The organism is Halomonas sp. BDJS001 (genome assembly GCF_026104355.1).
GTDB lineage: Bacteria > Pseudomonadota > Gammaproteobacteria > Pseudomonadales > Halomonadaceae > Vreelandella.
On sequence record NZ_CP110535.1, the window covers coordinates 1506685 to 1522080 of the forward strand.

Here is a 15396-nt window from a genome sequence, read left to right on the forward strand (position 1 = left end):
AATAGCACGCTTACTCCTAACGTGACTGGAGCGGCAATGATTGATTGGCGCGAGATAGATACCGTCCTCTTGGATATGGACGGCACGCTGTTGGATTTACACTTCGACAGCCACTTTTGGCTCGAGCACTTGCCAAGGCGCTACCGCGAAATGCACCAACTGGATGAGGCCTCCCAAGAAGCGCTGCGCGCGCGCATTATCGGCGAGCAGGGTACTTTAAACTGGTACAGCTTAGCGTACTGGAGCCGTGAGCTGGGCGTGGATATTGTTGCGTTAAAGCGCGAAGTCCAGCACCTGATTGGTCTGCGTAGCGACGCGCTGGATTTTCTCAAATGGCTTAAACAGGCGCATCCAAGGGTCGTGCTTGCCACTAACGCGGATCGTGCGAGCCTAGCCCTAAAGCTGCCGCTTACCGGTTTGGAGGGTTATCTAGACGCAATCGTCTCTTCCGAGGACGTGGGCGCCGCCAAAGAGGAGCAGGCGTTTTGGTTTGCGCTACAAGAGATTGAAGCTTTTGATCCTGCGCGCACGCTGTTTATCGATGACAACGCCCGCGTGCTAGAGAGCGCTCGTGAGTTTGGTATTAAGCATTTGCTAGGCATAAAACAGCCCGATAGTCAGCGGCCTGAAAAAGAGCTGCAAGAATTTATAGCCCTCGACCGCTTTGCCCACCTGCTACCCGAACAGCTTCCGGAACAGGTGTCAGCAACCCAAGGAGTGCCTAAATGAGTGAGAGCGTACGCTTGGATAAATGGCTATGGGCCGCACGCTTTTTTAAGACCCGCGCACTGGCTAAAAAAGCCATCGAAGGCGGGAAGGTGAATTACGACGGCGGTCGCGCTAAAACCAGCAAGCAGGTAGAGGTCGGTGCGCTTATACGCGTGCCCCAGGGCTGGGAAATATTGGAGGTAGAGGTCTTATCGCTTTCGGATCAACGCCGCGGGGCTCCAGAAGCGCGTACGCTCTATGCGGAAACCGAAGAGAGCGTCCAGAGGCGTGCCAAAGAGGCCGAAGCAAGACGCCTCACTAACGAAGCGATGCAGCATCCGCTCAAGCGCCCCGACAAAAAGCAGCGCCGCGATATCCAGCGCCTTCAGCGTAACCAGGGCGAATAGCCCCGCTTTACCTCGCTACAGTCAATGTCTTAATTAATTTCAGGTTGCCAAATTATGCCCGATCAAATTCAACGTTTTATGTTCGATCACACCAATGTCCGCGGCGAGATCGTCACTCTGGCGGCCGCCTACCACGAAGTGTTGGATCGCCATGCCTACCCACCGGCGGTGAATGAGCTGCTGGGCGAGCTATTAGCCGCTGTGGCACTGCTTACTGACACCGTGAAGTTAGATGGCACGTTGAGTATCGAAGTGCGTGGACGCGGCGTTCTGTCACTGTTGATGGCTGAATCGAACCCCGGTGGTGAGCTTCGCGCGATTGCCCGCATAGCAGAAGACGCCGCCCTGCCCAGCGAACACGCCAGCTTCCGTGAGCTGGTGGGCGAAGGCCAAATCGTGATTACCCTCGATCCCCGTGAGGGCCACCGCTATCAAGGTATTGTGGCGTTGGATCAAGAGACCCTGGGCGGCTGTCTGGAAGCCTATTTCAGCCAATCCGAGCAGTTGCCAACTCGCCTCTGGCTGGCTGCCGATAAGGAGAGGGCGGGCGGGTTACTGCTACAGCGGTTACCAGAAGAGTCACAAAACCAGGATGTGGATGCCTGGGATCGCAGCGTACAGCTGGCTGATACGATCAAAACAGAAGAGCTGCTCGGCCTGGAGCAGCGCGAGGTACTGCATCGACTCTACCACGAAGAGACCGTGCGCGTTTTTGAACCCAAAGCGCTGCGCTTTGGCTGCACCTGTTCACGGGAACGTATGAGTTACGCACTGCACTCTCTGGGCAAGGAGGAACTGCGCGATATTTTGCACGAGCAGGGGACTATTGATACTCAATGCCACTTTTGCCACACGAAATATCACTACACAGCAGCAGATATTGAAACTTTGTTGGACGACCCTGAAGCCCCATCGCCCACTATTCACTAACTATGTAGTCGAAAGCGTATGCCAGGGCGACTAACAGCTGTACTAGGAGCGCCATTGTATTCAATGATTTTGACGGTTCTTGCAAACGGCTGTTTGAATTCTTACTGCGCTGCAACACAAAATGTAGTGCCTTTGTAGTAGTTTAACTACAAGATATTTGATCTTCGCCCCCGTTTCCTGGGGGCTTTCTTTTTGCCATAATGCGCCGGACTTCAGCGCGCCCAGCCGGTTTTTCAGTGGTTGGGATGAACATTAAGGCGTCGGTGACGCCCGGTAAATCGAGAGAAGCCCAGGAATCGACATGACCACGACTCAAGCCGCTCCCCAATCCCACGTTAATCTCAGCAGTGCCGAACTGATCGAGCGCGCAGTGGCACGTGGCGAAGGCCGCCTCTCAGCCAACGGCGCCTTGGTAGTCAATACCGGCCTGCGTACCGGCCGCTCACCGAAAGACCGCTATATCGTTGACGAGCCCTCCACTAGCAGTCAAATCGATTGGGGCAACGTTAACCAACCCTTCGATGCCGGTAAATTCAACGCCTTGTGGGAGCGGGTCAATGAATACCTGACCAGTCAGGAGCATTTTGTCTCTGAACTGCATGTGGGCAGTGATTCCACTCACTATCTACCGGTGCGCGTCACCACTGAAACTGCATGGCAAAACCTGTTTGGCCGTACCATGTTTGTGCGCCCTCAGGCCTATAATTCAGCGGTTAAAGACGAGTGGACAATTCTCAATGCCGCGGGCTTTGAGTGTGACCCTGCTCGCGATGGCACCAACTCTGATGGCTGTGTGATCATCAACTTCGCCGACAAAAAAGTGCTGATCGCAGGCATGCGCTACGCCGGCGAAATGAAAAAAGCCATGTTCTCGGTGCAGAACTTCCTGCTGCCAGCCGCTGACGTACTGCCCATGCACTGCTCGGCGAACGTGGGTGAAGATGGCGAAACCTGTCTCTTCTTCGGTCTCTCTGGCACCGGTAAAACCACGCTCTCTGCGGATCAGGCGCGCTTCTTGATCGGTGACGACGAGCACGCTTGGGGTGACGGCATTGTCTTCAATATGGAAGGCGGCTGTTACGCCAAGTGTATCGACCTCTCCGAGAAGAACGAGCCGGTCATCTGGAACGCCATCAAGTTTGGCACCGTGCTGGAAAACGTAGTGCTGGATGACCGCCGTGAGCCTGACTACGCTGACGATAGCCTGACCCAAAACTCCCGCGCCGCGTACCCGCTAGAGCACGTTGAGAAGCGCGTAGCGGAGAATCTGGCTGGCGAGCCGAATGCCATCGTGTTCCTGACCTGCGATATGTCCGGCGTACTGCCCCCAGTGTCGATTCTTTCCAAGGAAGCCGCGGCGTACCACTTCCTATCAGGCTACACCGCCAAAGTGGGCTCTACTGAAATGGGCTCCTCTGAAGGCCTGGCCGCCACATTCTCTACCTGTTTTGGCGCGCCGTTCTTCCCGCGCCCGGCCCGTGAGTATGCTGACCTGCTGATCAAGCGCGTCGAGAAGAAAGACGCCCAGGTATACCTGGTTAACACCGGCTGGACAGGCGGCGCTTATGGCGAAGGCGGCGCACGCTTCTCCATTCCGACCACCCGCGCCATCATTAGCGCCATTCAATCCGGCGTACTGCGTGACATCGATACCAAACACATCGACGGTCTCAATCTGCAAGTGCCGGTAGCCGTGCCAGGCGTTGACTCCAGCCTGCTCGACCCACGCGAGACCTGGCAAGACCGTGACGCCTATGACCGCCATCTAAAAGAGCTGGCGACCAAATTCGTCGATAACTTCAAAAAGTTTGAAGGTGTCAACGAAGCGATCATTAAGGCAGGCCCTCAGCTAGGCTAAGATTCAGCTGAACTAGGTTTATAAAAATAAGTGCCTATAAAGGGGGCAGTGCCAAGGCACTGCCCCTCTTTTTTTGACGGCGTTTTTTGACTACTGACGGTATGTTGGTGGTTAAAAAGGCTAAGGAGCCAAACGTGAATTTCTGGACTCAAAAAAAACTCGCCAATATTCATAATCTGCACGATGTTGAGCGGCTGGCACGGCGCAAGCTGCCCAGGCCCATTTTTGGCTATATCGACCATGTGGCCGAGGATGGGCGTACCCAGCGCGCGAACCTGAGCGCTTTTGATGAGTACCACTTTTTGCCCAAAGCGTTTGTTAATGTCTCGCAAATTGATCTGCACACTGAGCTGTATGGCAAACGCTACGCCGTGCCTTTCGGCATCGCCCCCATGGGGATCAGTGCGCTTTCGACTTACCAGGGGGACATAGTGCTGGCGCGGGCAGCGGCGAAGCGCAACCTGCCAATGATTATGAGCGGGTCGTCTCTGGTACCTATGGAAGAGGTGGCCAAGGTCGAGGGCGCCGACTGGTTTCAGGCGTATCTACCGGGAACCCCGGAAGGTATCGAAGCCCTGCTGGCAAGGATCCAGCGGGCTGGCTTTAGAAAGCTGGTGGTAACACTCGATTACCCGGTACCCCCCAATCCGGATAATTTCCGCCGTTCGGGGTTTTCCTCACCGTTGGAGCCAAGCCTGCGCCTCGCCTTCGATGGCTTAATGCGTCCAGGCTGGCTGTGCAACACCTTTCTGCGCACCCTGTGGAAGCATGGCATGCCACACTTTGAAAATAACCATGCCGAGCGAGGGGCACCAGTAATCTCCCGTGAAGCCGCGCGAGACTTCTCTGGTCGCCGCCATTTTGACTGGGGCTATCTCGACCTGGTGCGGCGCCTATGGCCCGGCACCTTGATCGTTAAAGGAGTCCTCAACCCTGATGATGCGGTACGTGCTCAGCAGGCGGGGGTTGATGGCATTATTCTTTCCAATCATGGCGCTCGCCAATTAGATTGCACTATCTCCCCGCTCCAGGTGCTGCCAGAGATTAAGCGCCGGGTCAGCGATATTCCGATAATGATCGACAGCGGCTTCCGACGTGGCACGGACGTGATCAAGGCGCTGGCCCTGGGGGCCGATTTTGTCTTTGTGGGGCGCCCCTTCAACTACGCCGCTGCCTGCGCGGGGCAGGCTGGTGTAGAGCATGTTGCCGATCTCCTACAGCGTGAAGTTGAACGCAATATGGCGCTGCTGGGGCTGACCAGCCTTTCACAGCTAGACCGTACCTGCCTCTACCAACCAACAGCCGGTGAAGTACCGCAGTCATTGTCGTCCATGCACAAAAACATCAGCGGATGAAACTGAATCACGGTGCAGATCCGTACAACCCCCACTTTTAGTGCCACCGGGCGTCGTTCCGCCGCCCCCGCGGGTGCCTCAAACGCTCGCTGAACTCGCATTTTCGTTACCACGCGCTACGGGATATGCACGGAGCTGGATCGGAGGTTTTCGTAGCGCGGCGTAAGCGTCAGCGCACCCGCAGCGGCTAATTTCTGATTTTCTAATATTTTAACTTGCGCTGATCGCGAAAAAAACTTGCGTGTCTCTCTGCTTTGTGTTTTTAATAAAAGCATAAAAAAACACAAAACCACATAAAAACAACAAGCACATAAAAACAACTAAGCAATACGCTCGCCATCATCACACTCGATTCCATGTTATGAGGAGAGATTGCGATGCGACCTATAAAAACGAAATTAGCCTTTGCCGTACTGCTAGGTGCAGTGAGCTCAATAGCTCATGCCGACTCCATCACCGTCTATAGCGCACTGGAACAGGATGAAATTAATACTTATCTCCAGCAGCTTAGCGTTGACCATCCAGACCTTGAGGTAAATGTTTTACGCCTTTCGACAGGCGATTTAGCTGCCCGGTTGATTGCTGAGGCTGGTCGCCCTCAGGTAGATGTTATCTGGGGTTTGGCGCTCAGCAATATGATTGACCCTCAGATCCTCAGCCAGCTGGCTCCCTATAGCCCTGAAGGGGTTGATGTCCTGTCGGCACCTTACAAGGATGAAGAAGGGCGGTGGTTTGCGGCCACAGGTTACCTAGGTGCCCTATGCACCAATGAGCCAATGCTAGAGCGGCTAGGCCTACCGACCCCTACCTCCTGGGAAGATCTTGCCGACCCCGTCTACAAAGGCGAGATCGTTATGCCTAACCCGGCCTCTTCGGGAACCGGCTATATGCAAATGGTGGCGATTGAACAAGGTATGCCGGATGGCTGGGCGTTGATTGAGCAGATCAATGACAATGTGGCGCAGTACACCAGCTCGGGCTCCAGGCCCTGCCAAATGGCGCGAACAGGGGAGTACGCCATCGGCGCCTCGTTCGCCTTTGTCGCGATGCGCTCTATTGCCGAAGGTTACCCGATCAAAATGGTGATTCCTGAGGATTTTGCAGGCTATGAGCTGGAAGCATCAGCCATGTTGAGCACTTCCGAAAACAAAGAGGCAGCGCAAAAGTTCCTCGATTGGACGCTGTCTGATGCAGTCGCCGACATGTATGGGGAATACAAAGAGATCGTTACCACGCCAGGAGCAAGCCGCCCAGAAGGTGCCGACGAAGCGGGTCTCCCGGAAAACGTCGAAGAGATCCTCTTTCCCATGGACTTCGCCCAGTCCGCAAGTGATAGAGCTAATTTTCTGGCCGAATGGCAGCAGCGTATAGGACGTTAAGAAACAGGCGGCTTATGTGTGATAAGCCGCCTTTCTTGCCTTTTTCGAATTGGCTCCCACTCGGCTGGATGAAGCATGTATTTAGAAATTGATAATTTACATAAGATATTTGGCGACAATATCGTTCTCGATCGAATTAATCTCAAGATTGATAGTGGTGATTTCGTTTGCTTGCTAGGCCCCAGTGGCTGTGGAAAAACCACGCTGCTAAGAATCATTGCAGGTCTTCTACCGTCTGATGGTGGCAAACTAACGCTGGAAGGTAAAAACCTGATCACACTGCCGGCCCGAGAGCGTAATTTCGGCATAGTCTTTCAGTCCTACTCTTTATTTCCCCATATGACCGCCAAAGAGAATGTGGGCTATGGACTAAAGCTAAGAGGGTGGAGCAAAAAGGCTATCATCCAGCGTGCAGACGAGATGCTGGAACTCATCAATCTAGCCGATATGGCGAACCGTTACCCGCATCAACTTTCAGGGGGACAGCAGCAGAGAATTGCGCTGGCGCGCGCCTTGGCGATAGACCCTTCCATCATCCTGCTCGATGAGCCGCTATCTGCATTGGACGCGAAAGTGCGCGAGAAGATGCGGATGGAGATAAAAGATGTACAGCAGCGGCTGGGGATTCCCATTCTGATGGTGACCCATGACCAGGAGGAGGCGCTGGCCCTTGCCGATAAGGTTGTATGTATGAATAACGGCATGATCGAACAGATAGGGCGCCCTGATGAACTCTACTTACAGCCCAAAACACGCTTTGTTGCCGACTTTATCGGGGCAAGCAACCTATTCCCGCTGGCGTGGGTAAAACAGCATTTACCCGAGGCGTTGGCGACACTGCCTGCCCAAGACCGAATCGAGCATTTCCTATGCATTAGGCCTGAGTTCATCACCATTGATCAGGACAGGCAACGGCAAGCCAAGGTCAAAAGCAGTACCTTTCATGGCAGCTTCAACCGCGTGTGCGTTGAGTATGCTGGCATGGAGCTTACCATCGAGGCTCACAACCATATTCAGTGCCGTCCAGGAGCCCGTGTTGGTGTGTCATTTGATGCCAACGGGTTTGTTTGGGTGACATCATGAATAGTATTTTCTCCCATAGAGATCAACGCCGGGTGTCTCTCCCCATCACGTACCTCAATTTCGATAAGATGCTGGTGATTGCCTCCACGCTTATTCCCCTTATCTGTCTTTTGCTGTTCTTTGGCTATCCACTCTATATTGTGCTGATTCGAAGTCTCACCACGCCGGATGGCACAGTGGGGCTGGCGAACTACGTTCAGGTATTCAACAATCCCACCTTGATCGCAGCAACCCTCAATAGCTTGTTGCTCAGCTTTATGACGATGTTGATTGCGCTGTTGCTGGGGTTTGCCATCGCTTACCGATTAGAGAGAACCAGTACCAGGGGGCGAGCTTTCATTACGGTGGCACTTGCCCTGCCATTATTGGCCCCTTCGTTAGTGCAGGGCCTAGGACTTATTTTTATCTTTGGCAGAAACGGGCTCATCAGCCAGTGGTTTGGTATCAGTATCAATCCGTATGGATTCTACGGACTACTGATGGCAAATGTGCTCTATGCGTTGCCACAGGTGGTGTTGATCATACAGGCGGCGCTAAGGCAGTCAGACGCGCGACTCTATGAAGCCGCAGAGGTAATGGGTGCGAACGGTTGGGAAAAGTTTCGCGATATTACCCTCCCAAACGCGAAGTTCGGGCTAGTCAGTGCCGGTTTTGTGGCTTTTACCGTCACTATCACCGACTTTGGCAACGCGGCGGTTATTGGAGGTAATTTCAGAGTATTGGCTACTGAAATTTATAACCAAGTCGCAGGGCAGATGAACTTCAGTATGGGGGCCGTGGTTGGCATACTGCTGCTGATTCCTACCGTGGTGGCTGTCAGCATCGAACGATTTGCCGCGCGTAAGCAGTCCGCTTCCGCCAGCGAAAGTGCCATTCAGGTGACACCCGACCGTAACCTCAAGCGTGATCTCATATTAGGAGCCTTGACCCACTCCTGTGCCTTCGTTATCTACATGGTCATTGGGGTAACGGTGTTCGCCAGCTTTATCGATCTCTGGCCCTATCGCATGGAGCTCACCTTACGCCACTACAATATCAGTATGGCAGGGGGTTACCGGCCCTTATGGATGTCGCTATGGATATCGCTGCTCGCCGCCTCCGTGGGTGTAGTGCTGATCTTCCTGATGACCATCTCGATGAAAAAGTTGCCTACCCAGATAAGACGTATCGTTAATTTTATTGCCATCATGCCGGTAGGTGTGCCCGGGCTGGTGCTCGGTTTGGCCTATATCCTCGCCTTTAATACCGGCGGGCCGCTAACGTTACTGTATGGAACGTCGCTTCTGATTGGTTTATGCAATCTGTACCACTACCACTCGCAAGGCTTTCTAACCATGATGACGGGATTAAGAGGCGTGCCTGCGTCACTGGAAGACACTTGTACCTGTTTTGGTGGTGGCATGAAGGAAACACTACGCGATGCCATCGTACCTTTCATGATGACAACTTGCATTGCAGTGTTTTTCTTCGTGTTTATGCGCTCAATGGTGTCATTGTCCGCAGTCATTTTCCTCATTACGCCGAGCATCAATGTGGCGCCTGTTGCCATTATGCAACTTAGCGATGCAGGTAGAATTTCTGAAGCAGCTGCCTTTTCGACATGCCTGATGATGGTGGTGGTGACGGCGATGCTATTACTGCGTTGGCTGATTAAAAAAGTGCCATCACCGGAAAAAAGGAGTTAATCCATGTGGCATCATGAGCGTCACCAGCGTATCTGCTCGCTTATCAATACGTTCAATCAACTCTCCACAGAAAGGCTTGTGGAGGAATTGGGGGTGTCGAAAGAAACGATAAGACGAGATTTATTACATTTAGAGAAAACAGGCGAGTTAAAGCGTATACATGGTGGAGCGCTCTCTATTAATAAAGAAGAGCCGCCGATCAATGTGCGCGAAAAGCTCAATGTTAATGAAAAAAAATCGATGGTTAAACGGGCGCGCAATGAAATAAAAAGCGGCCAAACGCTATTTATTGATGCAGGCAGTACCACGACACTACTAGCAGAAGAGCTGAAAAAACTATCGGGCCTCATCATTATTACCAACTCCTGGGAAGTAGCCTACCTTCTGGAGACCTGCAATCAGGAGGAGGGGGTCTCCGGTTCCAATCAAGTGGTTCTCCTTGGGGGGAAAATAAACCCACAATTGAAGTCCACCTTTGGCCAGCACACCATCAGTGAAATCCATAAATATCGCGCAGATATGGCCTTGCTGTCTCCCGTAGGTCTTGATGCACACTTCGGGGCGAGCAGCTTTGACCATGATGAGGCTGCGATCGCCGAGGCGATGGTGAATAACGCCGACAAAGTGCTCCTGCTGGCCGACCACTCAAAAATAGGCAAAGTCAGCCGAGTCAGTTACTGCCCTATTAAAAGTATAGATTTCCTGATTACGGATAAGACGATAGAAGACCCATTAATTCTCGATGCTATGAAGAAGAATGCAGTGCTTATTACCAGTGAGTAGTCGATGGGTTAATAGCGAGCCGGATTTTACATGGTTTTTTATATTTGAAATTTAAGTGAACTGACTTTTAAATTAACAGGCAGTACTTCGGTCTGCAGGAGAGTTATATGGCAAGGCGTTCCACGATTATGGATACCAATAGTTTTCGTAAAGAGAACTCAGCGTTTCTGCATTCCTCAATACGCGCAATGACAAATAAAAGAGCCACCGTGTTAGGGGGTTCGTATCGGATTTTTTATCAAAATCCTGTTCATCTTGTAAGGGGGCGTGGTCAATATGTATGGGATGCGCAAGGCACACAATATCTCGACGCCTATAACAATGTTGCGAGTATAGGCCATTGTCATCCTGAGGTTATCGCCGCAGTGACAAAGCAAATGCAGCTGATTAATACCCATACCCGCTATCTGCATGAAGGCATCCTTGATTACACCGACTCAATTCTGGCCACGGTGCCTAACACCATTAATCGTGCGATGTATATGTGTACCGGTTCAGAGGCTAATGATCTAGCTATCCGTGTGGCCAGAGCCTGGAGCGGTGGCACCGGCATTATCGTCACCAATGAGGCCTATCATGGCACCAGCGAACTAACCTCTGGCGCTTCTCCTGCGCTGGGTAGCGGCCAAGTGCTTGCGCCCACCACGTTTTTAGTCCCGTCACCCGATCAGTATCGAATAGGTTCAGCTGCACTGGGCGACTGGTTTGCCAGTGAGATACAGCAGGCTATTGACCGGATGTCTGCTCAGGGGATTAAGTTTGCTGGCTTCTTGGCGGACTCTATTTTTTCTTCAGATGGTGTGATGCCGGGAACGCCAGGCTTTTTGCAACAGGCCATCGATGTCGTACATGCCAATGGCGGTATCTTTATCGCGGACGAGGTGCAGCCAGGGTTTGGCCGAACGGGAGATACCTTCTGGGGGTTCGCTCGCCATAATCTGGTACCGGACATCGTGACGATGGGAAAACCAATGGGCAATGGAATACCCGTGTCTGGCCTATTGGCCAAAAGTGACGTCTTAGCGGCCTTTAGCGATCAGATACCTTACTTCAATACCTTTGGTGGCAACCCTGTCTCTATGGCTGCCGCCCAGGCAGTCTTAAATGTGATCCACGAGGAAAAACTGCAGGCGCATAGCTTGCGGGTAGGGCAGGCCTTGCGGACAGAGTTGCTGAGCCTGAAAGATAAGTATGAGTGTGTTGGTGATGTGCGAGGGGCTGGCTTGTTCATTGGTTTCGAACTAGTCACCGACAAGCAGACTAAAGCACCTGATAAAGCGCTAGCGCTAAGCGTTATCGAAGCTTTACGAGAAGAGCGTGTACTTACTTCAGTGGCTGGGCCACATGGCAATGTATTGAAGCTACGGCCACCACTAGCGTTTCAAGAGCATAATATTGACTGGTTGGTTGGTGCTCTTGATAGGAGTCTTGATAAACTTGCTTAATGGTTTTAATAGGAAAATGTCTGGCAAGTTTGGGCAAATAGCGGAATCGATGGGTATTTGTAGCTTCGCTTAGGTTAGTTCTCCCGCAACCTTGGGGAGGTACGGTATCATGGGGCGGTATCTTCGGTATCTTCGGTGTGTTCGATCAACCGATCGGCCGCATCGTATCTGTATTGCTGATCCCAGTCAACGGGCGTTGCCCAGAGCACTTCACTCCCGCTGGTGGGTAGCACCCACCGCATCGGTGACGGTGGTAGGGTGGTAGGGCAGGTCGGCATTGTCATAGGCAAAAGCGGTGGTGCCTTCCGGCCCAGTGACCGCCAGCGGATGACCGAGGTCGTTGCGCGTGATCTGCCAGCGCTGATTCTCAGGGCCTTCAATGCTCACAGGTTGCCCCAGGGCATCCCGCTCAATGGCCCAACGCGTGCCGTCCGGGCCGGTCTGGGCAATCACTTGACCGTGGTCGTCCCGCTCAATCAGCGTCTCGTGACCCAGCGGATCTACCGTCGCCACCTTGAGACCCGCACGGTCATAGCGGGACTCAATGCGCGAGCCGTCGGCGCGGGTGTGGGCCGTCCAGCGGCGGCCAGGGCCACTGCCCACAAAGTGGTAGCGCTCCTCCCGGCCAAGTATGTTTAACACAGACCTGTGATTAACTTCTTATTACTGATCCTTTTTTTGTAAGAAAAATTAGAATAGCAACCCCTAAAGCTATTAATAAAATGGAGTAAATTTTTTTTAGATTTTCATCTTGTAACACACCCCCTCGCCCTATTTCTCCTGTGAAAAAACATTGATACCAGCAGCTATTGACAGCACTCCAAGAAGCAAAAAACAAAATTAATTTTTTTAGCTTTTCTTAGTAGTTTTTTTTGATATTTCTTCATCTCAAGGCCTCTTTGGGGCTTGAGATGAAGTCTATTAAAAAACCGCCAGCACCATAAAAGTCCGGAGTAGGACTAGTTCCTCCCACAGCGCTATCAATGAAATCAATAGCCCTTTGCTGAACTACTGGATTAGCCATCCCTACTGCTGCACCCGGCGATACAGTCGCAACGCTGCACATCGCATGTAGGCTGAACTGATTGGCGCTTGCGGCAGCAGCGCTACCAGTTCCTAACGCCGTTTTTATAGCAAAGGGTGCGGCGGCTAATACCTTTGGCCCTTCAGCAGCAATGGCTGCTGCGGGGATGGTTGCATTGCGTGTTCCTCCTTGGTATCTCAGTGCTTCTGCGTATTGTGGATCTTTCACAAAGGCTGACATGCTGGATGGGAATAATGCACCAATACCGGGACGGTAATCCCCACCTGTCATGTGCTGTCCCGCAGGTTCTGGTGTAGGAGCTGGCATATTAGCACCATAGGCTTCACCCGCTGGAATGCTAAGCGGTTCTAAATGATGGAAGCCATAGCCACTCAACCCCAACGGATCCACCATGCTTATTGGGTTAGTGACATAGCCATACAAATTCATACCACCGTTGAGTCCAATCGGATCCTGGCTAATATACCTACCTTGCTGCGGGTCATAATAACGGTGGCGGTTGTAGTAAAGCCCACTCTCTTCATCGTGCCACTGCCCCTGGAACCGGATCGGTTGGGTGACGTTGCGCACGGCGCGCTGGTTTTTGACCGCTGCCCAGTCGTCGGGTTCGGCTAACCAGCGGGGTTGGCCGTTGGGGGTGACCAGTTGCATGGGCGTGCCCAGGGCATCGGTGATATAGGCGCTGAGTACTTGGCCTTGTTCAGTATCATCAATACGCAGCATGGGCACAAAACTTCCCGGCTCGTAGACCACAGTGGTGCGCTGATTGTCGGTTTCTTCCCTAACGATGCGATCACCGTCCCAGCCGTAGTGGGTGGTGGCGGTGGTGCCGTTGGTATGGCGCACGGTTTTGCTGATGCGTCTTCCCAGGCCGTCGTAGCGGGTGCCGTTGAGTTGGGTGAGGCGGTTATCTGTTAGCCCTTGCTGCTTGTCTTGCTGCTGCTCTAACCGACTACCTGCCGCGTCCACTGAGTAGCGGTAGACGGCTAGTATTTGGTCGATAGTGTGAGTCATGGTGCTAGGGTAATTTGGCTTTTAGGCAGATTACCGTTTGGTAAGGTGAAAGGAAGGCTTTCCCAGGCGGTCAAGCTACAGTGCTTCGTGCTGCTATTATTTATTTCATAGTCTCAGGAGCGACTTATCGGCGATTCTTTTTATCCCTTTTTACATCTTTTCCTTTTTGATGTTTATCTAGGTAGTCACCGAAGCCTTGTATAAGAAGTATGAATGTGGTGCCAATCGCTATTACGCCAGAGATCCTTAACACCCACATCAGTAGCTCCCACTTCTCCACTACGAAACTCTTATCAGATCCAAGCGCGAGTATGGCGCCACTCGCAAAAAAAATCATAAAAGATGAGAGTCGGATTTTATTGATTAATTTCATATCATTTCTCCCTATCTCCCTTTCTTAAAACCGTAGTGGTTGTTTTACAGTGCTGAATTCCACCTGCTAGGCCAAAACTAGGCCCAAGCCAACCGCTTGCTCCAGCTAAAGCCCCTCCACCAACATCAATAGATGCACCGCCTCCTTTAATAACAGCACCGCGCACAAAAGGCCCCCAAGTTTCTGAAACGCCATCTTCAAGGGGAGCGGAGCCAACACTCGCATTTCCTCCAACGCCTGTCCCTCTAAATATACCTAGGCCATGCTGTTGGCATTCAGTCATGACCCAGGCAGCGTTACCAACATTGTCGAACTTTAAGCCCGTCGACACTGTTTGGCCGAATACACCGCCGAATGTTTCTGCAGAAGCGTTTCCTTCACCGGTTATAACAATATTTTCAGCAGCCCTACTCACAGTGTTGGATTGACTATAAGGCCCGCCTCCCAGGCCATAGACTCCACTGAGCCCTTGTGGGTCTACTTCGATGCTTGGTGCAACCGAATATTGATACATGTTCATCCCGCCCCTTAACCCAATCGGATCCTGACTAATATACCTGCCTTGCTGCGGGTCATAATACCGATGACGGTTGTAGTAGAGCCCACTCTCTTCATCGTGCCACTGCCCCTGGAACCGTATCGGTTGGGTGAGGTTGCGCACGGCGCGTTGGTTCTTGACCGCCGCCCAGTCGTCGGGTTCGGCGAGCCAGCGGGGTTGGCCGTTGGGGGTGACCAACTGCATGGGTGTGCCCAGGGCGTCGGTGATGTAGGCACTGAGCACTTGGCCTTGCTGGGTATCATCAATTCTGAGCATGGGCACAAAACTGCCCGGCTCGTAGACCACTGTCGTGCGCTGGTTGTCCGTTTCTTCGCGGACGATGCGATCACCGTCCCAGCCGTAGTGGGTGGTGGCGGTGGTGCCGTTGGTATGGCGCACGGTTTTGCTGATGCGTCTTCCCAGGCCGTCATAACGGTAAGTGGCTTCGCGGGTCGCCCCCAGCTCGCTGGCGTGGATCAGGTGCACTAAGCGATTGGCGCCGTCGTAGCCCAGGGTAAGGCGTTCGCCGTTGGGCTGTTGGCGCTCAATCAGGTTGCCTGCACCGTCGTAGCGGTAGCGCGCACCGTTAAGCTGAGTGAGGCGGTTATCCGTCAGTCCTTGCTGCTTGTCGACACCCTGTTCTAACCGATTACCTGCCGCGTCCACGCTGTAGCGGTGGGCGTGGTCGCCGTGCTGGCTGCCGATTAAACGACCGGCAGCATCGTAGCTGTAGGCGATGACTTTGGAGGCGGGATCACCTTCCAGGCTGCGGAAGCTCATCCGGCCCAGGGTT

14 protein-coding genes are annotated in these 15396 nt (G+C 52.9%); 10 read left to right on the top strand and 4 right to left on the bottom strand.

The annotated features are described in order from the left end of the window. Window positions 1-36 precede the first annotated feature (36 nt). The 10 genes from yrfG (at window position 37) to OM794_RS06890 (ending at window position 11633) form a co-directional block, all read left to right on the top strand. On the top strand, window positions 37-729 hold the full coding sequence (yrfG, locus tag OM794_RS06845; RefSeq protein WP_226251328.1) for a GMP/IMP nucleotidase: 693 nt from the start codon (window positions 37-39) through the stop codon (window positions 727-729). Next, window positions 726-1115 (top strand): RNA-binding S4 domain-containing protein, encoded by a 390-nt coding sequence (locus tag OM794_RS06850; protein ID WP_226251314.1) that lies wholly within the window; start codon window positions 726-728, stop codon window positions 1113-1115. The genes yrfG and OM794_RS06850 overlap by 4 nt, the downstream gene beginning before the upstream one ends. Window positions 1116-1169: 54 nt before the next feature. Further along, window positions 1170-2045: an Hsp33 family molecular chaperone HslO gene (hslO, locus tag OM794_RS06855; protein ID WP_226251315.1), complete on the top strand. Its 876-nt coding sequence runs from the start codon at window positions 1170-1172 to the stop codon at window positions 2043-2045. Window positions 2046-2346: 301 nt separating this feature from the next. Then, window positions 2347-3903 carry a phosphoenolpyruvate carboxykinase gene (locus tag OM794_RS06860; RefSeq protein ID WP_226251316.1) on the top strand — a complete coding sequence of 519 codons (1557 nt, stop codon included), beginning with the start codon at window positions 2347-2349 and terminating at the stop codon, window positions 3901-3903. A 134-nt stretch (window positions 3904-4037) separates the two neighbouring features. Further along, window positions 4038-5258: an alpha-hydroxy acid oxidase gene (locus OM794_RS06865; RefSeq protein WP_226251317.1), complete on the top strand. Its 1221-nt coding sequence runs from the start codon at window positions 4038-4040 to the stop codon at window positions 5256-5258. A 377-nt stretch (window positions 5259-5635) separates the two neighbouring features. Then, complete coding sequence (locus OM794_RS06870) at window positions 5636-6637, top strand: extracellular solute-binding protein (RefSeq protein WP_226251318.1); 1002 nt, start codon at window positions 5636-5638, stop codon at window positions 6635-6637. A 75-nt stretch (window positions 6638-6712) separates the two neighbouring features. Next, window positions 6713-7720: an ABC transporter ATP-binding protein gene (locus tag OM794_RS06875; RefSeq protein ID WP_226251319.1), complete on the top strand. Its 1008-nt coding sequence runs from the start codon at window positions 6713-6715 to the stop codon at window positions 7718-7720. Further along, entirely contained in the window at window positions 7717-9405 is a 1689-nt protein-coding gene (locus tag OM794_RS06880) for an ABC transporter permease subunit (RefSeq protein ID WP_226251320.1), read from the top strand. Before OM794_RS06875 ends, OM794_RS06880 begins: the two co-directional genes overlap by 4 nt. Window positions 9406-9408: 3 nt before the next feature. Continuing rightward, window positions 9409-10188: a DeoR/GlpR family DNA-binding transcription regulator gene (locus OM794_RS06885; protein ID WP_226251321.1), complete on the top strand. Its 780-nt coding sequence runs from the start codon at window positions 9409-9411 to the stop codon at window positions 10186-10188. A 107-nt stretch (window positions 10189-10295) separates the two neighbouring features. Further along, the gene (locus OM794_RS06890; RefSeq protein ID WP_226251322.1) at window positions 10296-11633 is read left to right on the top strand and encodes an aspartate aminotransferase family protein; all 1338 of its coding nucleotides are present in this window, start codon (window positions 10296-10298) and stop codon (window positions 11631-11633) included. Between the two features lie 210 nt (window positions 11634-11843). On the opposite strand, the gene OM794_RS06895 is transcribed toward OM794_RS06890, so the two are convergent. From OM794_RS06895 to OM794_RS06910, 4 genes are all read right to left on the bottom strand, one after another. Further along, entirely contained in the window at window positions 11844-12275 is a 432-nt protein-coding gene (locus tag OM794_RS06895) for a hypothetical protein (protein ID WP_226251323.1), read from the bottom strand. Between the two features lie 241 nt (window positions 12276-12516). Continuing rightward, entirely contained in the window at window positions 12517-13692 is a 1176-nt protein-coding gene (locus tag OM794_RS06900) for an RHS repeat-associated core domain-containing protein (protein ID WP_226251324.1), read from the bottom strand. 124 nt (window positions 13693-13816) lie between these two features. Next, window positions 13817-14065, bottom strand: coding sequence for a hypothetical protein (locus OM794_RS06905; protein WP_226251325.1), 249 nt, complete (start codon window positions 14063-14065; stop codon window positions 13817-13819). A 1-nt stretch (window position 14066) separates the two neighbouring features. Beyond that, window positions 14067-15383, bottom strand: coding sequence for an RHS repeat-associated core domain-containing protein (locus OM794_RS06910; RefSeq protein ID WP_226251326.1), 1317 nt, complete (start codon window positions 15381-15383; stop codon window positions 14067-14069). Window positions 15384-15396 lie beyond the last annotated feature (13 nt).